Genomic DNA, 22,852 nt, shown 5'->3' on the forward strand with positions numbered 1-22,852 from the left:
AGCAAATAATCAATTGGCAGCAACTAAATAAGTTTCTGCTGGTTTTGCTTTCTCGTGACCTGTGGAGATTCATCAAAATACAGTTTATAGGCTCGGCTAAAATGTGAAGAATGATTGAATCCCCACTTATATGCGATGTCTGTGATACTCAAATTAGCTAAATTCAAAATATCTTCACGGCTTTTTTGTAACCTTGACTGCCAAATAAACCGACTTACAGTCATGCCATTTGCTTCAAATGCTCGAGCTATTTGACGGCAAGAAACAGACAAATGATGGCTGATCATTTCTACATTTAAATTGGGGGATGTTAGTTGTTGTTCGATAAATGCCTTACATTTGAAGAACAACAAATTACGATTTTTTTGATTAAACTGGGCACCATTTAACCCAGAAAGCACCTGAATATGGTACATCACCTCTTCTGTTTTTAATTGGAAGGCATCGTAGCTATCAGCTTTGCTTTCTAACAATCTCAAAACTGCGTTTGCCGATGACCGACCACACTGCAAGTTACGATCTATCTTAATGAGACTGTCAACGACACCAAGATCTCTCTCGGCAATAGATCGGGGAACATCCAAAACATACATTCCCATATCATTTGGAAAACCGTGACCATAAGGCTTTGCTGTGTCGTAAATAACGATGTCACCAGGCATATGATTGGCGCTATTCACACCCTGATATGAATAGCCATTCCCCTTTGTCATCAGACAAATAAACAAGCTATCTCGACTATCCTCACCAATATCGATACGGCTACGTTGCACCGAATGTCGATTTGCCGTGATGTGGTTCACACTAATAATATCGCCATGAGAGTGCTGTAACTCGGCTTCTAAAGGGGAATCTGAAGTGACTGGGCAATCGATATGAATAACATACTGGTTAATTGCCTCTTCCCAAAAGTGACGTCGAGACAATTGTTCTATATGACGAGTGGATACTCGAACTTGTCCTGAGAATGACATAACTCCCTCGAATATAATTTTTGATTTTTTAAAGGGTAAATATCTAATAATCCAACTCAAATCATACCTCTAGGATAAAATTTAGTAAACATGTTAACTAAATTACACAAAAGTGACCTCCTGTGTGTCCGCCTGAGTAAACTCTCTCGTCCCATCAAGTCAATTTTCTCTCTTAACAAAGCTCTATGCTCGTAAATACAAAAATCGAGTAGAGACTCTTGAATGATGCCCAAAAACAGAACCAAGCCTCTTTTTAGCTCAGTCTTGGTTCTCATATCATCGTACATAAGTCTCGTTTAACAATAATAAGATCGAGAGGTTTACTTATGAAATCCATTGATTTCATCGTGATTGGTGCTGGCTCATCAGGTTGCGTTATCACACACAGATTAGTAAAAGCTGGTTTTCAAGTGGTCTTGCTAGAAGATGGCCCAAAAGACAATTCCATGTTTGTCCACATGCCAGCAACTTTTATTCGTGTCATTGGCTCAAAACGCTCTGTAGTTTATGAAAGCGAGCCTCAACCTAATGCTGGCGGCCGAAAAACTTACGTCCCCCAAGGCCGGACACTCGGTGGTGGTAGCTCTTTAAATGCCATGGTTTATATTCGTGGTCAAAAAGAAGATTACGATGATTGGGAGCAAAATGGTTGTGACGGATGGGGTTGGGATAATGTTTTAGCAGCCTTCAAACGCTCAGAAAGCCACATGCGCCTTAGTGAGCCTTTCCATGGTTCAAATGGCCCTCTGCGTGTTAGCGATACGCGTTTTCGTCACCCTCTCAGCCAAGCTTTTTTAAAAGCAGCACAACAAACAGGTATCCCTTATAACGATGACTTTAATGGTGAAAAGCAAGATGGCATTGGCTTCTATCACACAACTACTTTTGATGGTCGTCGTGGCAGTACCGCTGCAACTTATCTAGCAGAAGTAAAGAACGCGCCAAATTTAGAAATCCGCACAGGATGCTATGTGAACAAAATTATCTTTGATGATAATAACAAGGCGACTGGCATTGAGTTACGTAATGAATCAGGCAACATAGAAATACTCTCTATGAAGAAAGAAATCATCTTAACTGCTGGCGCATTATCAACCCCAAAAATTTTAATGCTATCTGGCATTGGTCCAAAAGAACAATTATCTAAACACGGCATATCAACACTTTACAATTCCCCTGAAGTGGGAGAAAACTACCAAGATCATTTAGAAGTCAGTATTTATGGGCGCGCTAAGCAGCCAATCAGCTTACTAGGAAGTGATAAAGGCATCAAAGCTCTATCTTATGGTTTCCAGTGGGTTTGTTTTAAAACTGGTTTATTGACATCTAACGTTGTTGAATCAGGCGGCTTTGTTGATACCAGCAATTGTGGTCGTCCTGATATTCAATTCCATGTACTGCCAACCTTAGTTGGTGACGTAGACCGCGAGCCTATTGAAGGTCATGGTATTTCAATCAATCCTTGTTTCTTAAGACCTAAATCCCGAGGATTCGCCCGCCTACGCAGCGCCGACCCGACCGACTCAATGATTTTCGAAAGCGGTGCTCTATCACACCGTGACGACGTAGATACGCTCATTCGTGGCGTCAAACTGGCACGCAAGATTATACGAGCACCTGCAATGGCTGAACTAATCAGTGAAGAGCTTCGCCCCTCTGCCAAAGAAGATATTTCAGATGCAGAAATCGAAGCTCATATTCGAAGCCATGCAAAAACGGTATACCACCCTGTCGGAACCTGTCGTATGGGCTCTGACGAAAATGCCGTTGTCGACACCAAACTCCGCGTTAACGGTGTAAAAGGCGTGCGCATATGTGATGCCTCTATTATGCCAACCATAGTATCAGGTAATACTAATGCCCCGACCATTATGATCGCAGAGCGTTGTGCTGAATTTATTCTCAATGACTAATAACAATAACGAACGAGAGATCTAAAAATGAAAATAAACTCTTATGAAAACCGACTACTCGTCATCCTCTTTATCGGGTTTGGCTTTGTCTTTTTTGATCGCTTAGCGCTATCTTTTCTGTTTCCTTTTATTGCAAAGGATCTAAATTTAAATAATAGCCACCTAGGCATGCTTTCATCAGCCTTGGCGATAATGTGGGCTTTATCTGGCATGACATTAGGCGCCTATGCTGATCGTAAGAATTCAAAAAAATACATTCTAATTCTATCCGTCATCGCCTTTACACTATGTTCGGCTTTATCAGGCATGGTTACCAGTTTCATTAGTCTGCTGATATTCCGCGGGCTAATGGGGGTGGCTGAAGGGCCTGTATTGCCCATCTCCCAATCCTTATTAGCGTCAGCATCAACACCAAAGCGTCGTGGCTTAAACATGGGGTTGGTCAATGCATCAGCTCCGGGATTAATAGGAGCAGTGATTGGACCACCAATTTTAATCTGGATCGCAACCAATTACGGCTGGCGTACTGCTTTTTATGCGACCATTATCCCAGGCTTGGTGATCGCTGCATTGATGATGCTCTTTGTACGAAACAAACATGAGCATAAAGACTTGCAACCTAGCCATTCATTAGGCAGTAAAGCAGACATCAAAACCCTGCTGAAGAACCGCAATATCCTACTGTGTATTTTGATTTCATGTTTCTACATTTCTTGGTTCATTACCTTGGTATCTTTCACCCCAACTTACTTAATGCAAGTCAAAGGATTCAGCCCTGAAGTCATGGGCGGTATCATGGGAAGCCTTGGATTTGCTTGGATGGCGTGGGGGTTTATTGTGTCGGCACTATCAGATCGTTTTGGCCGTAAACCAGTATTGATATTGTTTACTATGATCGCTTGCTTATGCCCGATGGTACTTCTGTTTGTGAACAACGCCAGTACTATGCTTCCACTTATTTTTCTAACTTACACTGGTCTTGGCTGCTTCACTTTATTTATGGCGACCATTCCGGCAGAAACCGTCCCAAGATCACAGGTCGCGACGGCCCTAGGATTAATTATGGGGATTGGTGAGCTCTTTGGCGGCTTTATTACACCGGTTGTAGCAGGCTTTGCTGCAGATATCTATGGGCTCCAAATTGTCATGTGGATAGCCGCATCTGGATCACTGGTGGCTCTTATATTATCTTTTTTCCTGAGAGAAACAGCACCGATAAAAATCAATAAAGCTCAACTAAGCGCAGCGTAAAAATAACTCGAAACAAAAAAAGACAGGCTGATATTTCAGCCTGTCTTTTTTAGCATTCTAAGATAAAAGGTTTACAAATTCTTCGCTAGCAATCGGTAACTATCTAAACGATCCACTTGACTATGAGTGACGGTCACTAGAGAGATTTCATCGATCTTGAACTCACTTGCTAGTTGGTTCATTTCGGCCCAACATTGCTCTGGTGTGCCTATCGTATAACTGGCCTCAATATGATCAAACATAGCTTGATGAGAAGCGGGCATGGCATGATACCTATCTCGCACTTGAGCTGGTGTTAAAAAGTCTTCTCGCTCGCCGATTTGAGTAGCAAATTTACGATACACGGCGGTACCTGCTCGAAGTTTTGCTTCCTCTTCTGTTTCTGCACAAATACAAGCAATAGCCAACATCCTTTGTAATGCTCGCTCATGCCCTGCCTGTTGCCATGCTTTCTGATGAGCGTCAAAAATACGTGGATGACAGTTTTCAGAATCAATAAATCGTGCCAAAGCCAAATGATAGCCTAATTGCCCTGCCAACTCAGCACTTCCGCCACTTGATCCTAGCATCCATAAATCTGGTACATCTTGCACTTCGGGCATCACATGTATCGTGCTAAAAGGATGCCCACTCTTAAAAGAGCCATGAATAAAACTTTCTAGTAAATCCGCTTGTTCTGCATAAAACTGACCATTAGAGGCCTTATTAGGAAAAGCTAAAGCGGCCGATGTTATAGCGGAACCACCAGGAGCACGCCCCACACCAAGATCTATACGGCCAGGAAAAAGTGAAGCCAGCATAGAAAAACACTCAGCCACTTTTAACGGACTGTAATTAGACAGCATCACGCCACCGCTACCTATCTTCATTCGCTGCGTGATACTGGCTAAATGCGCGACTAAAATTTCAGGGCAAGGATTTGCAAAGTGCACACTGTCATGATGTTCGGCTACCCAGTAGCGGTGATAATTCAACTCATCACATAATTTTGCTAACTCGACGGTCAACCCAGGTGCATCTTTTTTACTATGAGACCCGTGGACGGGCGTTTGGTCAACAACGGACAATTTTATCTTCATAGGTTACTCTCATTAATTATAAAATTACTTAACATGTTAACCTATTTACTTTGCGCTATTAAGGCTTGATAATGATTAATACAAGCAAAAGTATTAACGTAAACCTTCTCTCACGACACTTTACTTATATAGGTGATATTCATGTTAAAGGATATGTCTCTTCTTAAATCTCGTTGTTTAGTTAATGGCGAGTGGATTGAAGCAAAAGGAAAGACCACTCACCCTGTTACTAACCCAGCAACAGGTGAAACCATTGTTGAGATCCCTCACCTTTCACCTGAAGAGATCCCCGCGGTGATCGAAGCGTCCAAGGTCGCACAAAAAAAATGGGCTGCCTTACCTGCCAAAGAACGTTCTGCCGTTTTGCGTCGTTGGTTTGAGCTAATGATTGAGAACACAGATGACTTGGCTCTATTAATGACATCAGAACAAGGCAAGCCACTTACTGAAGCAAAAGGCGAAATTGCCTACGCTGCCTCTTTTATTGAATGGTTCGCAGAAGAAGCCAAACGCATCTACGGTGATACGATTCCAGCACCACGAGCAGACCAAAGGTTAACGGTTATTCGTCAACCTATCGGTGTTACCGCGGCCATTACACCTTGGAACTTCCCCGCGGCTATGATCACACGCAAAGCCGCTCCGGCTTTAGCAGCAGGTTGTTCTATGATCGTTCGTCCTGCAGACCTAACACCTCTGACGGCTTTAGCTCTGGCAGAATTGGCCCAGCGTGCCGGTATTCCTGCGGGTGTTTTTCAAGTTGTCACAGGTTCTGCCAGCAAAATTGGTAAGGTCCTGACAGACAGCCATGTTGTAAGCAAACTGTCTTTTACTGGCTCAACTGAAGTTGGTCGATTGTTGATGGCACAATGTGCTGACACCATCAAAAAAGTATCTTTGGAGCTTGGCGGCAACGCCCCCTTCATTGTTTTTGACGATGCTGATATTGATAAAGCCGTTGAGGGCGCAATGGCCTCTAAATACCGTAATGCTGGACAAACTTGCGTTTGTGCAAACCGAATTCTAGTGCAACGTGGTATTTATGACGAATTTGCTGCCAAACTGACTGAAAAAGTCAAAGCTCTAAAAGTCGGAAATGGCACCGAAGCAGGTACTGAAATTGGGCCGATGATCGAAGAAAAGGCCATTTTGAAAGTAGAAGAACACATCAAGGATGCCGTTAGCAAAGGCGCTACCTTAGTCCACGGTGGTGACCGTCTAGGTGGGCTATTTATCACACCCGCTATTCTAACGGGCGTTACACCTGAAATGAACGTTGCACAAGAAGAAACCTTTGGCCCTCTGGCTCCTCTTTTCCCGTTCGATACAGAAGAAGAAGCTATTGAAATGGCAAATGACACTATCTTTGGCCTAGCCGCGTACTTCTTTACTCGTGACCATGCTCGCATGATTCGAGTATCAGAAGCCTTGGAATATGGCATGGTGGGTCACAACACCGGTTTAATCTCTAATGAAGTGGCGCCGTTTGGGGGTGTGAAGCAGTCGGGCCTTGGCCGTGAAGGTTCTAAGTACGGTATCGAGGACTATTTAGAAATGAAATATATCTGTAGCTCAATAGGGTAATATTTCGTCATGTATTTCACGGTAGGCGCTTTGCTATGAAGTGCCTACCGTCGCTTTTACGCTAGATAAGATACTCTTTTACAACAGTAAAATACTCGACAAAAGCTAAACTTATATTACCGTACAGACTAAGGCTCAATAAATTTAACAAATAGCAATATCCGTTTTTAGCAAAATGAGATAACCCGCTTCTTGTCAGGTACATGCTTTGCATCAATCCCGTTAAGAAGTTCAAATAAAAATTATTCAGGGTGAAAAACATGCTCCATAATAGTGCTTTTGAAATTCAACCTCACTCACCTCTTTCATTTAAAGAGACCGTTGATATTGAAGAACATGCAGGGAATATGTCCGGATGGGACGTTCGTTACGACCAAATATCCGCAGGGCAATTTGCAGGAAGCATTACAGAGCTCAACTTAGCTGGCATGCAGCTAATCAGAGACAAGTCTAACCAGGCGATCATAAAAAATGGTGCGTCAGTACCTGATACCATTATGTTTACGCTCCCTTTGGCTCCCGTCATTGAAAACCTATATTGCGAAGGGCATGTCTTCAACCCATCCAATTTACTGGTGTCTAACTGGCAAAACCTTCCTGAAATTAAAACGCCAGCAAACCTAGATGTAATTTGTATTAATGCCGAAAAGCTGCTTTTACAAAACGCCCTTGATCGACAAAATATCATTCTGGATATATCGGATACCGCCCATTGTTATGGGCTAGATAAAATTGGCAATCAGGATGAACTACTGACCCTATTGAAAACCGTGATGACACCGAATAACACTCAAGCGCTGTTAGAGCACGAAGCAATTCGAAAAGGGATAAGAGATACGTTATTACAGAGCTTGCTTGAGCTCGTTAACGAAGAAGAAGTCCAATATTTAACCTCGTTAGCACGAAAACGTATTGTCGATAAAGCAAGAGACTATGTCTTGGCGAATATCAATGATGCCCCTTCTATTGTTGATTTATGCAACAACGTGGGTGCAAGCCGCAGAAAACTGCAATATTGTTTTCAGGAAACATTAGGCATCAATCCTGTCACCTACCTAAGAACCATTCGGCTAAATTCCGTGCATCGCGAGTTATTAATGCAAGATAGCACCAAACAAGTGCAAAACATTGCCGCAAAATGGGGTTTTTTGCACTTAAGCCGCTTTGCAAATGACTACAGACAATTATTTGGAGAGCTTCCGTCGGACACCCTTAAACGAAATCAAGAGTAAGTTTGCCAATTTCGGATAACACATTTTTTGCACCGTTATGTAGTCTGAGAAGACAAAATAATTACATATAGGGAACAAAAAATGAAAATACTTAAAAGCAAACTACTATTAGCAACAATGGGCGGCGCTACTTTATTCACTTTACCAAACTTGGCATTCGCAACGGAAAACGGTGCGCCAACGACAGCAATGGGAGTATATGATTTTGGCGCGGGCTTTATGCCTCCAGCAACGGATGTTGGTGCCTTTGGTTTACGTACTGCCTACTATAGCTCCAACTCAAGCAGAAATGCCTCTGGTAATGATAACGGTACAGACTTTTCATTAGACGTGCTAAGTGTTGGTATCGCTTACATCAAAATGACCAACCACGAAGTGTTCGGAGCCAAATATGGTTTTAGTACAGTGGTTCCTTTCTTTAGTATGGACGCATCGCTAAAAATACCCGTCGCTTCCATCGATAGAAGCACAGACGTGACAAAACAGGCAGACCTACAAGTTACACCATTAATCCTACAATGGAACTTGTCACCAAACTTGGCTATGAACGCACAATTCCAGATTCAGGCTCCAACGGGCGACTATGATAAAGATCGCTTGGTTTCTCCAGGCCTAAATCATTGGGCTTTCTCTCCTATTTATAATGTTACCTACATTTCAGACAGCGGTTTTGAAGTATCTTCAAGCTTTGAGCTCGACATCAATACCAAAAACTCAGATACAGACTATAAAAACGGCATCGAATATCGTCACGAATTCGCTGTCGGAAAACACATCAATGAGTGGACTTTAGGTTTAGGTGGTTACTACTACCGACAGCTAACGGATGACAAAACGTATTCTGGCTATACAGGCCAAGCAATAGTCGATGGTAACCGTGCAGAAACCTTAGCCGCTGGACCTGCAATATCCTACTTTAAACCTGGTTTACCAATGGTTTCTTTCCATGCTTATAAAGAATTTAAAACGTCTAACCGAGCACAAGGTTACAACCTAGCTTTACGTGTTTCACAATCATTCTAAGAGGTAATTGCTATGTCTATTGATAATTCATTACCGAAAAAAGCATCCGGAAGCAAAGAAGGTCTCATCCTTGTATTGGGAAGCAGTCTTACTATTATGGGCTCAGTCATGGTTGCTCCGATGATCCCAAAAATAGCAGCGGAATTTGGGCCAACAACACCGGATGCGGCCACTCTGGTCCCACTAGCTATTGCAGGCCCTGCATTAGCAATTGCTATTTGCGCGCCGTTAGCAGGCTGGTTAGCAGATAGAGCAGGTCGTAAGAAGTTACTTATTATAGCGACTTTCTTATACGCACTATTTGGTTTTGTGCCCGCAATATTAGGCGACTTAAATAGCATTGTCGTATCTCGACTGCTCTTCGGCTGTGCTGAGGCTGCCATTATGACGTGTTGTACCACGTTAATTGCCGACTATTGGCATGGTGAAGAGAGGATGAAGTTTGTCAATTTCCAAGTTATAGCAATAGGGTTAATTGGCTCCTTGTTCTTTGTTATTGGCGGCATTCTTGGTGAAGAATCGTGGAGAACACCATTTTATCTTTATCTTCTGCCATTATTACTCATCCCATTTATGCTCAAAGTGCTTTGGGAACCCAGTGAAAAATCGGAAGAAATCAATAAAGCCGTTGCCTCTGCGCCGATGGAAAAAGTAGCAATACTTCCACTAATTATCGGCTACTTAATGATACTTGGCGGTATGGTGCTAAATTTTGTGGTGCCGATTCAAGCGCCTACATTACTGGTTGAAATGGGGATCACATCCACTACTCAAATTGGCATGTCAGCTGGATTAGGACTTTTAGCGACTTTAGTTGGCTCTATTATGTGGCCATTATTACGTCGTGTATTTGGTCTTAATCTATGCAATGCCATATTACTCACTTTACTGGCCATTGGCTTATGGATGCTGTCATCAGCATCCACTTACAAAGAAGTGCTTTTTGCCGTAACAGTTCATGGTATTGGTGCAGGTTTGATGGTACCAAACGTGATGGCAGCAGTGATGAATTTGTTGCCTCTATCTGTTCGTGGCCGTGGTTTAGGCGGTTTTACTTCTTGTTTGTACTTAGGTCAATTTATAAGCCCAATTGTGATTGGCATTATTATTTCAACTGGAACAGACCTGCATGGTGCGATTTATAACCTTGCTAAAGTCAGCCTTGTCGTCGCAGCACTTTGGGTCATCGCCGCCCTTTTTCTAAGCAGCAAGACCCCAACGCCAGAATCTGAAAGCTCTCTACCTTAGCGAGAAACCTTAACTGGGCAACACCCTGTTGCCCCTTTTTTAAGTGGATATTTTTATGAAAGACATACACAACCTAGTCGACACCCATGATGGTATAGGACTTGCTGAATTCATCAAAAAAGGCGAGATCAAGTCCACTGAACTATTAGAGTGCTGCATTGAGCGTGCAGAAAAAGTGAATCCAGAAATTAATGCCATTGCAGAAAAGCTCTATGACTCTGCAAGAAAAGCAACGCCATCCGACGGCCTATTCTCTGGTGTACCAACGTTTGTCAAAGACTTGTTTGCACCTGTAGCGGAAGCCCGCATGACCAATGGCTCACACGCACTTGGTGATGCTCGTCCAGGCATGGATGATAATCTTGTTAGTCGCCTACGCAAAACAGGCTGTACGTTTATTGGTACAAGTACGGCTCCTGAATTTGGGGCATCTTATACGACGGAATCTACTCGCTTTGGCCCAACCCGTAACCCATGGAATACAGATTACAGCTGTGGCGGGTCAAGTGGTGGTTCAGCCGCACTGGTCGCCGCTCGTGTTGTGCCCTTTACTCATGCCAATGACGGCGGTGGATCCATTCGAGTGCCGTCTTCCTGTTGTGGTCTTTTTGGTATGAAACCAAGCCGTGGCCGTATGCCAAATGGCCCTTTAGTGGGCGAAGGATGGGGAGGGTTCGGAACCGCTCATGCCATCTCTCTTTCGGTAAGAGACAGCGCAGCCTTGATGGATCTTACTGCTGGCATGGATCTCGGTGCTCCTTATGCTTCACCAGGTCAATCCATGTCATTTCTTGATGCAACCAAAACACCAGTTCGACCACTGCGTATCGCCTTGGTAGAAAGTATGGACCCATGGCCAAGTTCACCTGAGTCATTGGCCGCTGTTAGGCATGCCGCAAAACTGTGTGAAAGCCTAGGACACAAGGTTACTCAAACTGTCTTACCTGTCGATTTGTATCAGTTCTTTGATCAGTGTTTCGATATCATTGGCACTAATACCAAAAACTATGTAGAACTTTTAGGGCAAATGCGTGGCACACCTGTTTCATTAGAAGAGTTGCAAGTTCACACACGCATAATGATTCGTGAAAAAGGTGACATAGGTGCGATTCAATACGTTAGAGCCATTGAGTCCATGCATGCGTTAGGGCGTACTTTCGCTAATTACATGACGGACTATGATGTCATTTTGACACCAACACTTGCTAAACCATCGGTACTCATTGGCACGCTGGACGTGATGGATGAGAGCAAGTCTGCTGATGATATGATTCAGAATTATCACAGCTATTCGCCTTACACGTGTCTTTTCAATGCCACAGGACAACCGGCTATGTCGGTTCCGCTTTATTGGACGGAACATGGCTTACCAATTGGTGCTCACTTTGCAGGACGGTTTGGCGATGAAGAAACCCTTTTCTCTCTTGCTGCACAGCTCGAAGCTGCACAACCTTGGTTTAATAACCGACCAAAATTAAACGCTTGTTTATAACTGCCTTTTTCGATTCTTGATTCACCTCCCTTTAAACCCCGAATAGTTTGTTCGGGGTATTTTTTTGGCTGTAGCTTGCTCCTTTGGTTTACACCTACTTTGCCTTGTGGTGTCCCTTTAATAACCATTGCTATGGCATTATCGATAGACAAAATAAAAGGCTGCTCCATTCTTCACAAAGCAACCTTTTCATTAGCCAACTACCGAAGCATTTCAGTAACGTTTATTTGACATTCTGACCCACTAAGCAAGCTTACTAGGGCGTGTTTGATATTGATCAGCCCAAGCTAAAAACTGATTAGATTGATTGATAGCACGCTCAATCAAATCCCCTGCCAGCTCTTTTGCGGTTTGAGTTTCTTGTCGGCTACGAATCCAGCCAAGGTAAGTAAAGCCACGCAACACTAAGAACAGATCAAGTAACGCGAGCTCTTCTTCCGGTAGGTCGCGCTTAGAACGATACCCTTCAATCGCGGCAGCCTTTATGACGTCATAATGTGGTTCTGTTTGCTTAAAATATAAAGCCGTGGCCAACTCAAACATGTACCAACCAAACCCTGCATCATCAAAATCAATCGGGCGTATTTTCCCATCCTCTATCATTATGTTATGAGGATCAAAGTCCGCATGTATCAAACCATAGTTATCAGGCGTTTTTTCAATGCCTTGTAACATCTCAGTGGCTTTAGTTTTGGCTTTTTCTATTTTATCTTTTTGCTCCGAAGTCAGTAGTTCTAACTCCCAAAAGCGCCCCCAGAACGGCGCTTCGCCAACCAAGCCTTCGAGATCCCAAGAGTGACGTTTGAACCCTTCAGGCAAAGTCCAAGTTGAAGACTGATTATGCAACTGAGCGGCAATCTCACCAATTGTGTGATACATCGCACGACTCTCTTCAGCGGTTAACAACACGCCTTCATCAGCCCCAAGAGACGTCCCATCAACCCAACCAAACAGGTCAACATACACATCTTCATTGGTTTCAGGAATAATCACCTTGGTCATCAATTCCCCTGCGTTCGTTCTTATCACCTCAGGCGTTTCAATACCAAAATCAGACAATGCACTCATCCACTGAAGTTCGGAATGCAATGCCGCATAATCATGGTAACCAGGACGATGAATACGCAGTGCAAAGCGCTCTCCCTCTTTCGTTGTCAATTTATATACAGCGTTCTCGCGAAATTTAATCAGGTCTAAAGTAGAACCTTCCAGCCCCCAATGTGACATTGACGCTTCGGCGGCCGCTGTTAACTGTGCTAAACGGGGATCGATTTGAGTTGTCATATTTATACCTCTTCTGAAACAGCAGTGAACGCCTTAGCAAGAGCGTTTAACAGAATGTCTGCGTGCTCAGGTTTAAATGGCATTGGGGGGCGGATTTTTAAAACAGAGTCATCAGGTCCAATCGTACTAATCAACACGCCATGATGACGCATCAAATTAACAATCTGCTTAGCTTGTTTTTTTGCTGGCGTTTTTAATGTTTTGTCTAGAACCAACTCCACACCAAAGAACATACCTCGGCTTCGCACATCACCGATTAAGTCAAACTCTTGTTGCAAATTAAGTAGACCTTCAGTGACGTATTGCCCTGTCGTGACGGCATTTTCTAATAAGTTATCTTCTTCCAGTGCATCTAAAACAGCGTTACCAACGGCACAGGCAACCGGTGTTCCGCCAAACGTATTAAAATACATAGCGTGTTTGGTGAAGGCATTTACGTTGTCTAAATTAGACACAATACCCGCCAAAGGAAAGCCGTTACCCATTGGTTTGCCCATGGTGACAATATCTGGCACCACGTCATACCATTGATGCGCCCACATGTGCTTGCCCGTTCGGCCAAAGCCTGCTTGAACCTCATCAAAAATGACATAGCCGCCCGCAGCACGTACCAAAGCTGCGGCTTCTTCAAGAAACCCTTCTGGAATATTTAACAAGCCTTCGTTGGCAAAGTCTGGACACACCAACATACCAGCCACACCAAGCCCCTCTTCTTGAAAGGCATTAATCGCGACTTCAATGTGTTTAAGATAAGCGTCTTTTAACGCTTCTGGTGGGACATTTGGAAGACCCCGATAGGTATCTGGAATAGGAAAGGAACGCACACGCTTTGTCGTTTGTGCCTCGGGCATAAAGCCTGTACCCAATTCACCAACTGCTTCGGTATTTCCATGATAAGCGGCATCAGTCACTATAATGCCTTGCGAGCCAGACAAGAATCGCGCCATACGCAATGCCAGCTCATTTGCTTCGCTGCCCGTACATGTCAGCATCGCCGCATTTAGAGGTTCTGAAAAGGTAGAGGTCAATCGCTCAAGGTAATTAACAATATTTTCATGTAAATACCGAGTATGAATATTGAGGGTACTGGCTTGTTGAGTGATGGCATTAACCACTCTTGAATTACAATGCCCGACATGTGGCACATTGTTATAGCAGTCTAAGAACTTGTTGCCGTCCGTATCGTATAACCAAACCCCTTCGCCACGAGCAAGATGAATCGGTTGCTCATAAAATAATGGCGAGTACTTACCAATAGTGTTGAAGCGTCGTTGTAATAACAACTCTGTTTGACTTTCCATTGTAGCACCTACAAAAAACCGTAAAATAGAAGCTACATTCTAGTACTACTCAATCAATGAGAGTATCAACCAGATGGTTGACACAAACAGGAGTAGAATCAAACCAATGAACTATAATTAAATAATTTGGTGGTAACAGTTTGCAGGGCAACCAATTTCCTAGTTTATTTCAGGCCAAGAGCCTTGAACTGATCAACGACCTTATTCCGGTGAGCGGGTCTGTGTTTTTCTTGGTACAGCCAGATATGAAACACCAAGGCACCTACCTTTCAAACGCCCCCTCTGATATTGAAAAAGCCTACAACGCTACTTATTTTGCGATTGACCCGCTTCACCCAAGCCTCTTCAAACACTCCAACGAAAGAATTGTCACGCTAAGCGCTCAGATCTCAACCGAACGTTTAATGAATCATCGTTACTACCTTGAATTTATGCAGAAATACCAACACAGGTACGTCTTAGATATGTTTTTTCGTAACTCACGAAATGACATTATTGCCGTCATTAGCTTATTAAGGACTCAGTCTCAGAACGACTTTACCCAACAAGAAATAAAACTAATGCACTCTATTCATTCTTTCATGGAATACAGTTTAAACTCGGTTTACCTTCCAAAACGAGAACAAGAACGTACTGATTTACAAAGCCGATATAGCCTAACGGACAGAGAATTAGATGTTTTGGAAATGCTGATATCAGGTGCAAGCAACAAAGAAATAGCCAAACACATAGAAATGGGGTTAGCGACTCTTAAAACCCATTTAAACCATATTTTCAAAAAAACGGCGGTGCAATCTAGAACCGAGCTAACAGCAAAAATCATGTCGGAACTACAGAAATAAGGTAATTAAAGTCATATAAAACAATAAAATAGATGGAATTAGTGTGAGATAAAAGAAAAGCTAAGCCACAACAAGAAAATCATTGCTGCTTAAGAATAAATGTTTTGAATTTAATGTAAGAAAGGATTTCTTACTAAAGGAATGGATTGAACAAATTTGAAATGGTTGCGGGAGCAGGATTCGAACCTACGACCTTCGGGTTATGAGCCCGACGAGCTACCAGACTGCTCCATCCCGCGACAGATTAAACTATTTAGATAGTTTATATGCAGATATGAAAGATAAAAACATAGCCAAACATTAATGCATTTGGTTGCGGGAGCCCTTTTTTTTATTTAAAAAGTGAACCAACGACCTTTTTCAAAATGGTTGCGGGAGCCGGATTCGAACCAACGACCTTCGGGTTATGAGCCCGACGAGCTACCAGACTGCTCCATCCCGCGCCATGCTAAACGATAAATTTCGCTTAGATTTTATCTTTTTCACTTAAGAAATTGGTGACTAAATTAATGGTTGCGGGAGCCTTTTCTTAATTAAAAAGTGAACCAACGACCTTTTCAAAATGGTTGCGGGAGCCTTTTCTTAATTAAAAAGTGAACCAACGACCTTTTCAAAATGGTTGCGGGAGCCGGATTCGAACCAACGACCTTCGGGTTATGAGCCCGACGAGCTACCATACTGCTCCATCCCGCGACAAATTAATTCTTTTAAGAATCACTAACAATTTCATTCGATTAGCCTTTATTTTACATACAGTTTCTAAACTAATAACTATTACATAAAATGGTTGCGGGAGCCGGATTCGAACCAACGACCTTCGGGTTATGAGCCCGACGAGCTACCAGACTGCTCCATCCCGCGACTAATCTTCGCTAACAACAATCATTCATCAATGATTGTTGGCTAAGCAATTTTGCTCAACCCTTGCCAACGAGGTGCGTATTATAGGTAGATTTATGTAAGAGTCAAGGCCACATGAGAATATATCTACGAATAGTTGAAATAATACATTTCCACCTCATTATTTAACTCAGATAAAAAACACGGCCAACCTATCGCTAGCCAGAGAATTACTTGTATCCTCCGCTACCAGAAGGTAAAAGTTAGCCATCTCATATTTTCTACCAACAGGTTAGGAGACAAACATGCCCAGTAACATTGAAGCCATTCTTAAAAAATCCACAATACCTAGCAAAGACGATGCGCTTCCAGGCAGAAGCACACCCTTGTCAATATCAGGCATACACGCAGTCAACAACGAACCCTTTATCCGTACAGAAAACCCTAACGAATCTGAAATCATTTTAGGCATGGGTTGTTTTTGGGGAGCTGAACGCAAGCTATGGAATACACCTGGTGTTATCGTGACTTCAGTTGGCTATGCTGGCGGCTACACACCCAACCCAACCTACGAAGAAGTTTGCTCAGGACAAACAGGCCACAGTGAAGTCGTTCAGGTTGTTTTTGATACCTCTGTTATCTCACTAGAAGGCGTGCTTAAGGTTTTCTGGGAAAATCATGACCCAACCCAAGGTATGCGTCAAGGCAACGACATAGGCAGCCAATATCGCTCTGTTATCTATACAACCAAGGATAAAGATATGCCGATTGTTGAAGCCAGCAAAGCAGCATTTCAAAAAGAACTACTCAGCGCAGGCCACGGCATGATCACCACAGAGATTGAACCACTCGATACCTACTACTTCGCTGAAGAATATCACCAACAGTATCTTCACAAGAATCCTAATGGATATTGCGGACTAGCTGGAACGGGCGTGAGCTGCCCTATCGGCTTAAGCGTATAGTTTTTAAGTAATTGGAATCATCACTTTCTAAACTGAATAAGTGACAGAAACAAAAAGGCCGAGTCGCAAAACGATTCGGCCTTTTTAGTGGTCTCTATGTAAGAGCAAGTTTAGCCATCAATATTGATGTTGTACTCTTGGTCGTTGTAGATGACTTTAATGGAATCTGCAGTTGTAACACCATCAACGCCATTTGAGTCGAATTTAGAATCAGAGCCAAAATTCACAGCCTTCTCGCCATCAATCTTCATCTCCCCACCCTTAATTTCTACATGAGCATTTAGATAAGCCGTTACAGCATCTTCGTCGGCGCTATTCACGTCTTCTGGCAAAGTCAGCAAATCACTAATATCCAACGCATCTTCTTTAGCATTGAAATCAGTAATGGTATCGACGCTATCATTGGTCAAAATAAACAAGTCTTTACCAGCACCGCCAGTCATAACATCTTGCCCAGGTCCGCCGATTAAAACATCATCTCCATCACCGCCATACAAGGTGTCATTACCAGTCCCTCCGAATAAGATATCATTCCCTTTGCCGCCATATAAGGAGTCATTACCTGAACCACCATCTAATAAGTCATCTCCCTGCTCATCGACCCATTGATAACCACCTGAAAGCAATCCTGTACTCACATACTTATATGAATAACCAACTAAGGTATCGTTCCCTGCACCACCTTCAAGCCAATCATTACCTTCGCCACCGATAAGCAGATCATCACCACCCAGGCCAAGAATATGATCATTCCCCTTATTGCCGTTTATCGTATCGTTAGAACTGCCTCCTTCAATTGTTCCAGAGTTATCTGTGTCACCAAGACCTAATATTGAACCAATTAAACCAGATGAATTACCATCACTGAAACTACCCTGAACCTTATCGTAGTCTTCACCACCGGCATTCGCTTTTATTGAAGCTATTCGGTCATCCAAGGTTGCTGACACATTTTCAAAGAACGTCTGGTCTACAGAAGTATTTGTGATGTAATCATTATTGTTGGAAGCGGATCCAGAAACAGGTATTGCAGGGCTACCCAAGGTATGGAAGATTCCATCACTACCAGCAAGCTCTACCTGTAACTGATAATCACCACCTTGATCCCAATAGATAATCTCTAAGGAATGGAGACTTTCTTCTGTCACAGTAAAGGTAAAGGTATTAGTTGTGGAAGACTGGTTACCATTTACCGATGCAACGACATCACCACCGATCTTAATCTGATAACCATCGTCAGCTGTTACACGAATCGTATAAGTATCCGCGCCTAGCAATACGCCACCAGTTAATCTTATGACCGCATCATTTGTAGAAGCTTCACTATAAAATTTTACAGAATCTGCATCTTTACCTAACCATTTTTCAAGGTTACCTGCTGCGCCTAAGTCCCCTCTCCCTCGAGAGTAATCAACAGAACTAGAGTTAAAGGTTGCGTTCGCCTCTGAAGTCGCAATAACACTTAGCGCATTAGATATGGAATCCAGATTACCGTATAAACCTCCAGACTCATTATAGTTATAGAACTCACCTTTTAGTGTAGGCATAGATGACCAGTCAGAACCGATGACATCAACTGTTAACGTTCGTGTCACACTGTCGCCATCTGCATCTGTAACGACATACGTAAAGCTGTCTTGAACAATCTGTCCACTTTGTACAGTTAGCTTAGCAACATCGCTGACTTGATAACTGTAATTCCCATCCTCATCAACAGTCAAAGTGCCGTACTTACCTGTCAGCTTACTTTCATTCCATTGAACACTTCCAAAGCCATCCGCCCCCATATCAACGGCGACTGACCCAGTAATAACGTCAGAGATATCTGTATCACTTTTATCGATACTAGCAATTAAAGAATAACTTTCAGTATAAGTACCATTAGAATCAGATGGTTCTGGCGTCACAACAACATCAGAAATAATCCCTGTCGCTGCATCACGGAAGCCATCAAGACTAACAATATAGCTTTCACCGTTAACTTCAACTTCAACCTGTTTAGTAATAAGGGTTACAGAATCACCATCCACATGGTACTTATCATTTAAAGTTTCATCATGATTAATAAGTACTTCTACCGTAATAGGTACTGTCACACCATGAATACTCACTGTGGTATTCACGACAGCCTTAACACTAGTTAATGATGATTCATTGGTATAAACACCACTATTAACATGGGTTAAATTGAATAATGTAAAAGCTTCTCCAGACTCAACTGTTACAGCTCCTGCTCCCGATATAGCATAAGAAGATACGGATGTATCACTAGAGCTAGATTTGCCCCACTCTATTTTGCCGCTAGATACATTAGTATGAACTGTCGTTCCATCATTATATGGAGAAGTAAATACAGGGTTTGCAAAAGAAACACTCGTGCTACCGATTAAAATGGTTTCAGCTTCACGTCCAACACTGACAGCCAAATTGCTGTCTGCAGGCGTATCATCTTCAAACTTAAGATGCGTTCCAAGATCCACTTCTGTAGTAGCAATATCAGTGTCAGCCGTATTACCGTCAGCATCTGTCGCCGTTATTACTAACTTAATACCTAAGTCTTCCAACGAGAGAATGTCATCTGATTTAGAGCCTTCGGGATGAGAAATAGCTTCGTATTGAATCATAGAAACCTTACCATCACCGTCAACGGTAACTTGGAATACTTTTACGCCACTTTCAGTTAAGCCAAGTAATTTACCGCCATTCAAAGACAAGGAAATTGCCTCCCCCGTACCTGATGCTATGAGCCCAGTGTTAATAGAAGAATCATCAAGCTTGATTTCGTACGTCACATCGCCGCGACCATCAGAACCAAAATTAAAAGAAAGTGCTTGAGAAAAATCTATGGTAGAAAAAGACCGATCTGAATTCAGAAGATCGGAATCATTCGTCAATACCTCCAAACCATCAAGAACATTCGCATCAAGAGTAATAATTGGAGCGGTATCCACATCGATAAATTCAGTGGTATCAGAACCAACCGCACTGTCACCTCCAAGGGTTTCTGTGGATGTAGCTTTGGCTTCAATAGTGAAATCCACAACATTCTGCGACACAGTAATCGTCAAGCCTAAGTCTTTAATATCTTGACCTGTAGGGTTATCAATAACCCAATCACCATTAGCCAGTTTATAAGCCCCCCCTCCTTGAATAGTTGCATCATCAGGTACGCCCGACAAGGTGACAGCGCTCAATGTTTCACTACCATCTCTATCTGTTAACAAGACACTCAAATCTAATTCATAGGTCTCTCTACCACTAGATTCTGTAATGGTAAATTGGTTTTGATACGAGGAACCATCACCAAAAATAATGCCGCCAATATTGTTAAAGTTAGTAGTGAATTCACCATTGGCATCTTTGATTGAGCCATAGAAATTACTTTGGCCATTATTAACATTGACCCCTCCAGTAATCACATAATCACTTTGAGAGCCTGATAAATAGAGATAATCCAGACCGCCGCCGCCATTAATATTATGTAAATGTTGCCCGTTGATGACGACATCATCTAATTGCCCATTTACAACAATCACGCTTCTTTCGCTGCTATTGTCATTAAGATTGCCTGAAGAATTGTAATTAGGATTAGTAATATTAATGACCGTCGTACCACCGCTAGCTGAAACAACATCATCTGACACAGTTATTTCAATTTGACCATCGCTTATAGTAGTAATAGACGCTGTACTGCTGAGGAGATCACCAATATTAATGAACACATCAGGCGCATCAGCAATCGGAGCAACACCTAGCGCAGTCTCGCTCACTTGAGTTGATACATTACCCGCCGCATCCGTGATTTGAGCTGTGATCGTTTCTTCTGGATCAATTTCAACTGCAACTTCACCGGCCTCAATTTCAGCTGCCGTCAAGGTGTGTACTTCACCGTTAATAGTCAACGTATCTTTAGCCGCATCGAAGTCATCTGGCAAGCTGATCGTCGCGGTCACTGTGCCATTTTCACCAAGCTCTTCTTTACTATAAACACCATCTTCGTTGGCATCCGCAGCTATGCTAATTGTGGGTGCTTTTACATCAGTATCTACTGTATAAACACCGTCTGCGCTATCGCTTATAGCTGTGAATTCATTACCCGCAGCATCGCTGCCAGTTACTTTCGCTACAATTGTACGTGCGCTATCCGCTGCCAAATCACTTCCTGCAACACCAATGCTATACACTAAGTTTCCACTTTCATCAGCAATAACCTTGCCAGTATAAGTTTCACCGTTCACTGTTAGCGTCACCACATCATTGACAGCAGCGTCGCCGCCAACAGTGCCTGTAATCGTCACAACACCACCTGATTCTTGTGCATTTAACACACCGTCACTAGCGATTGTATCAATAGTGATCATTGCACTAGCGGTTGTATCCAACGTCACAGTTAACGGATCAGATGTCGAACTGTTACCCGCTGAATCCGTTACTTTCACAGTTAAATCATTTAGTCCCTCTGACAACTGACCTTCGGAAGCAGTGAACAACCAAATACCAAGAACTTTCGTGGCATCACCCAACTTAGTTGTGCCATTAAACACTTCAACACTGGTCACATCGTTATCAATATTCCCAAATGTAAAAGAAGGTGTTTTATCATTCGTTAAATTATCGCTGTCTGACTCCCCTGAATCACTACCAGCGCCCAAGCTAATAGTGGGCGTACCTATCTGGATGTCGACCGTATGAGTTGAAGTCGCTTTGCTCTCGACTGTGTTTCCAGCCGCGTCTGAAGACGTCACGACAACCTCGAACTCGGTGTCCGCCGCAAGGTCTGCACCCGCAACATTCACTGTCCAGTTGCCATCCGCATCTACCGTCGTGCTGTAGTCTTCACCATTGATCGTCATAGTCACAACATCGCCTTCTGCGATATCGCCACCTGTCGCCGTACCTGTCACGGTCACTGTGCCTGCCGCTTCAGTCGCGTTGATCACGTCATCTTCCGTGATACTCGCTACCATCACAGTACCAGCATCTGCTGCAGTATCTATGATGACACTATCTGAACCAGGCTCTGAGGTATTTCCAGCAAAATCCGTTATAGTTGCTGTGACGGTAAGAGTTTGCCCCTCTTCAGGAGTTGGAACACTTGTTAATACCTCACCTTTAGAAATATGCTCTGGAGTTAAAACAATAATAGATCCATTTACCGACAACGTATCACCAACAACAGCGTTAGTACCTGTGAGAGAAATGGTAATATCAATTTCGCCACTAAGCTCATTTGCATTAATAAATCCATTATCATCAAGATCACTCATTATCTGAACAACAGGTGCATTTGGAGCCTCAGCATCAACAGCATAATTAGGATTTTCAAACACAAGTTTGCCGTCAACAGACTTATAAACAACAGAAGAAACGTCAACAATATTTCCTGCAGCATCAGACGCTAGGACTTTTACGCCAATCAGTTTTGTCTCAACATTAGTAGGATTGATTTGATCGTTATTTAGTAAATCTGCACCAGAAACAGAAACAGAGAAACTACCATCTAGCGGATTAATATCCGTTACAGCGTAATCCTTACCATTGATGACCAAAATAAAGCTCTCTATATTAATAGCAGCATCATCACTATAGTCGCCAGTATCAATCACACCAGTTACAAGTATTTCCCCCTGACTTTCCACCAAATTAACAATATCGTCTGAAGTAATGTCATCCAAAGCAATATAAACACTGACCGTTGTATCGACCGTATGAGTTGAAGTCGCTTTGCTCTCGACTGTGTTTCCAGCCGCGTCTGAAGACGTCACGACAACCTCGAACTCGGTGTCCGCCGCAAGGTCTGCACCCGCAACATTCACTGTCCAGT

General features: G+C 42.9%; 14 protein-coding genes and 4 tRNA genes (1 of these 18 only partly in view). 9 read left to right on the forward strand and 9 right to left on the reverse strand.

The window, feature by feature from the left end; all coding sequences use genetic code 11:
• Window positions 1–23: 23 nt before the first annotated feature.
• Window positions 24–974 (reverse strand): helix-turn-helix domain-containing protein, encoded by a 951-nt coding sequence (locus DFP75_RS06085; RefSeq protein ID WP_110573313.1) that lies wholly within the window; start codon window positions 972–974, stop codon window positions 24–26.
• Window positions 975–1,300: 326 nt separating this feature from the next.
• Here DFP75_RS06085 and DFP75_RS06095 point away from each other — a divergent pair, with 326 nt between their 5' ends.
• Both DFP75_RS06095 and DFP75_RS06100 read left to right on the forward strand, forming a co-directional pair.
• The gene (locus DFP75_RS06095) at window positions 1,301–2,887 is read left to right on the forward strand and encodes a GMC family oxidoreductase (protein ID WP_110573317.1); all 1,587 of its coding nucleotides are present in this window, start codon (window positions 1,301–1,303) and stop codon (window positions 2,885–2,887) included.
• 27 nt (window positions 2,888–2,914) lie between these two features.
• Window positions 2,915–4,138: an MFS transporter gene (locus DFP75_RS06100; protein WP_110573319.1), complete on the forward strand. Its 1,224-nt coding sequence runs from the start codon at window positions 2,915–2,917 to the stop codon at window positions 4,136–4,138.
• 71 nt (window positions 4,139–4,209) lie between these two features.
• Here DFP75_RS06100 and DFP75_RS06105 read toward each other — a convergent pair whose 3' ends face one another.
• Complete coding sequence (locus tag DFP75_RS06105) at window positions 4,210–5,217, reverse strand: MsnO8 family LLM class oxidoreductase (protein WP_110573321.1); 1,008 nt, start codon at window positions 5,215–5,217, stop codon at window positions 4,210–4,212.
• Between the two features lie 141 nt (window positions 5,218–5,358).
• On the opposite strand from DFP75_RS06105, the gene DFP75_RS06110 reads away from it, so the two are divergent.
• The 5 genes from DFP75_RS06110 to DFP75_RS06130 all read left to right on the forward strand — a co-directional run bounded on the left by DFP75_RS06110 (window position 5,359) and on the right by DFP75_RS06130 (window position 11,796).
• Window positions 5,359–6,801, forward strand: coding sequence for an NAD-dependent succinate-semialdehyde dehydrogenase (locus tag DFP75_RS06110; RefSeq protein ID WP_220032620.1), 1,443 nt, complete (start codon window positions 5,359–5,361; stop codon window positions 6,799–6,801).
• A gap of 260 nt (window positions 6,802–7,061) precedes the next feature.
• Window positions 7,062–8,033: a helix-turn-helix domain-containing protein gene (locus tag DFP75_RS06115; RefSeq protein ID WP_110573323.1), complete on the forward strand. Its 972-nt coding sequence runs from the start codon at window positions 7,062–7,064 to the stop codon at window positions 8,031–8,033.
• 81 nt (window positions 8,034–8,114) lie between these two features.
• Entirely contained in the window at window positions 8,115–9,056 is a 942-nt protein-coding gene (locus DFP75_RS06120; protein ID WP_110573325.1) for a SphA family protein, read from the forward strand.
• A 12-nt stretch (window positions 9,057–9,068) separates the two neighbouring features.
• Window positions 9,069–10,304, forward strand: a complete 1,236-nt coding sequence (locus DFP75_RS06125) for an MFS transporter (protein ID WP_110573327.1) — start codon at window positions 9,069–9,071, stop codon at window positions 10,302–10,304.
• A gap of 55 nt (window positions 10,305–10,359) precedes the next feature.
• Window positions 10,360–11,796, forward strand: a complete 1,437-nt coding sequence (locus DFP75_RS06130; RefSeq protein ID WP_110573329.1) for an amidase — start codon at window positions 10,360–10,362, stop codon at window positions 11,794–11,796.
• Between the two features lie 243 nt (window positions 11,797–12,039).
• Here the strand turns inward: DFP75_RS06130 and DFP75_RS06135 are convergent, their stop codons facing one another.
• Window positions 12,040–13,080: a phosphotransferase enzyme family protein gene (locus tag DFP75_RS06135; protein ID WP_110573331.1), complete on the reverse strand. Its 1,041-nt coding sequence runs from the start codon at window positions 13,078–13,080 to the stop codon at window positions 12,040–12,042.
• Window positions 13,081–13,082: 2 nt separating this feature from the next.
• On the reverse strand, window positions 13,083–14,381 hold the full coding sequence (locus DFP75_RS06140) for an aspartate aminotransferase family protein (RefSeq protein ID WP_110573333.1): 1,299 nt from the start codon (window positions 14,379–14,381) through the stop codon (window positions 13,083–13,085).
• Between the two features lie 140 nt (window positions 14,382–14,521).
• Here DFP75_RS06140 and DFP75_RS06145 point away from each other — a divergent pair, with 140 nt between their 5' ends.
• Window positions 14,522–15,223, forward strand: a complete 702-nt coding sequence (locus DFP75_RS06145; RefSeq protein ID WP_110573335.1) for a response regulator transcription factor — start codon at window positions 14,522–14,524, stop codon at window positions 15,221–15,223.
• Window positions 15,224–15,385: 162 nt separating this feature from the next.
• On the opposite strand, the gene DFP75_RS06150 is transcribed toward DFP75_RS06145, so the two are convergent.
• The 4 genes from DFP75_RS06150 to DFP75_RS06165 form a co-directional block, all read right to left on the reverse strand.
• Window positions 15,386–15,462, reverse strand: a tRNA-Met gene (locus DFP75_RS06150).
• 127 nt (window positions 15,463–15,589) lie between these two features.
• Window positions 15,590–15,666, reverse strand: a tRNA-Met gene (locus tag DFP75_RS06155).
• A 173-nt stretch (window positions 15,667–15,839) separates the two neighbouring features.
• A tRNA-Met gene (locus DFP75_RS06160) sits at window positions 15,840–15,916 on the reverse strand.
• A gap of 91 nt (window positions 15,917–16,007) precedes the next feature.
• Window positions 16,008–16,084 (reverse strand) — tRNA-Met (locus DFP75_RS06165).
• Window positions 16,085–16,368: 284 nt separating this feature from the next.
• Here DFP75_RS06165 and msrA point away from each other — a divergent pair.
• Entirely contained in the window at window positions 16,369–17,028 is a 660-nt protein-coding gene (gene msrA, locus DFP75_RS06170; protein ID WP_110573336.1) for a peptide-methionine (S)-S-oxide reductase MsrA, read from the forward strand.
• Between the two features lie 110 nt (window positions 17,029–17,138).
• On the opposite strand, the gene DFP75_RS06175 is transcribed toward msrA, so the two are convergent.
• On the reverse strand, window positions 17,139–22,852 hold the 3' portion of the coding sequence (locus tag DFP75_RS06175) for a retention module-containing protein (protein WP_110573339.1). The gene runs 1,180 nt beyond the window's last position; only the last 5,714 of its 6,894 coding nucleotides appear in the window; its start codon lies beyond the right edge, outside the window; the stop codon is at window positions 17,139–17,141.

The organism is Marinomonas alcarazii, assembly GCF_003208215.1.
Lineage (GTDB): Bacteria > Pseudomonadota > Gammaproteobacteria > Pseudomonadales > Marinomonadaceae > Marinomonas > Marinomonas alcarazii.

Coding starts and splice junctions, on each gene's coding strand:
- DFP75_RS06085 (WP_110573313.1), bottom strand. CDS start 974: ATGTCATTCTCAGGACAAGTTCGAGTATCCACTCGTCATATAGAACAA.
- DFP75_RS06095 (WP_110573317.1), top strand. CDS start 1,301: ATGAAATCCATTGATTTCATCGTGATTGGTGCTGGCTCATCAGGTTGC.
- DFP75_RS06100 (WP_110573319.1), top strand. CDS start 2,915: ATGAAAATAAACTCTTATGAAAACCGACTACTCGTCATCCTCTTTATC.
- DFP75_RS06105 (WP_110573321.1), bottom strand. CDS start 5,217: ATGAAGATAAAATTGTCCGTTGTTGACCAAACGCCCGTCCACGGGTCT.
- DFP75_RS06110 (WP_220032620.1), top strand. CDS start 5,359: ATGTTAAAGGATATGTCTCTTCTTAAATCTCGTTGTTTAGTTAATGGC.
- DFP75_RS06115 (WP_110573323.1), top strand. CDS start 7,062: ATGCTCCATAATAGTGCTTTTGAAATTCAACCTCACTCACCTCTTTCA.
- DFP75_RS06120 (WP_110573325.1), top strand. CDS start 8,115: ATGAAAATACTTAAAAGCAAACTACTATTAGCAACAATGGGCGGCGCT.
- DFP75_RS06125 (WP_110573327.1), top strand. CDS start 9,069: ATGTCTATTGATAATTCATTACCGAAAAAAGCATCCGGAAGCAAAGAA.
- DFP75_RS06130 (WP_110573329.1), top strand. CDS start 10,360: ATGAAAGACATACACAACCTAGTCGACACCCATGATGGTATAGGACTT.
- DFP75_RS06135 (WP_110573331.1), bottom strand. CDS start 13,080: ATGACAACTCAAATCGATCCCCGTTTAGCACAGTTAACAGCGGCCGCC.
- DFP75_RS06140 (WP_110573333.1), bottom strand. CDS start 14,381: ATGGAAAGTCAAACAGAGTTGTTATTACAACGACGCTTCAACACTATT.
- msrA (WP_110573336.1), top strand. CDS start 16,369: ATGCCCAGTAACATTGAAGCCATTCTTAAAAAATCCACAATACCTAGC.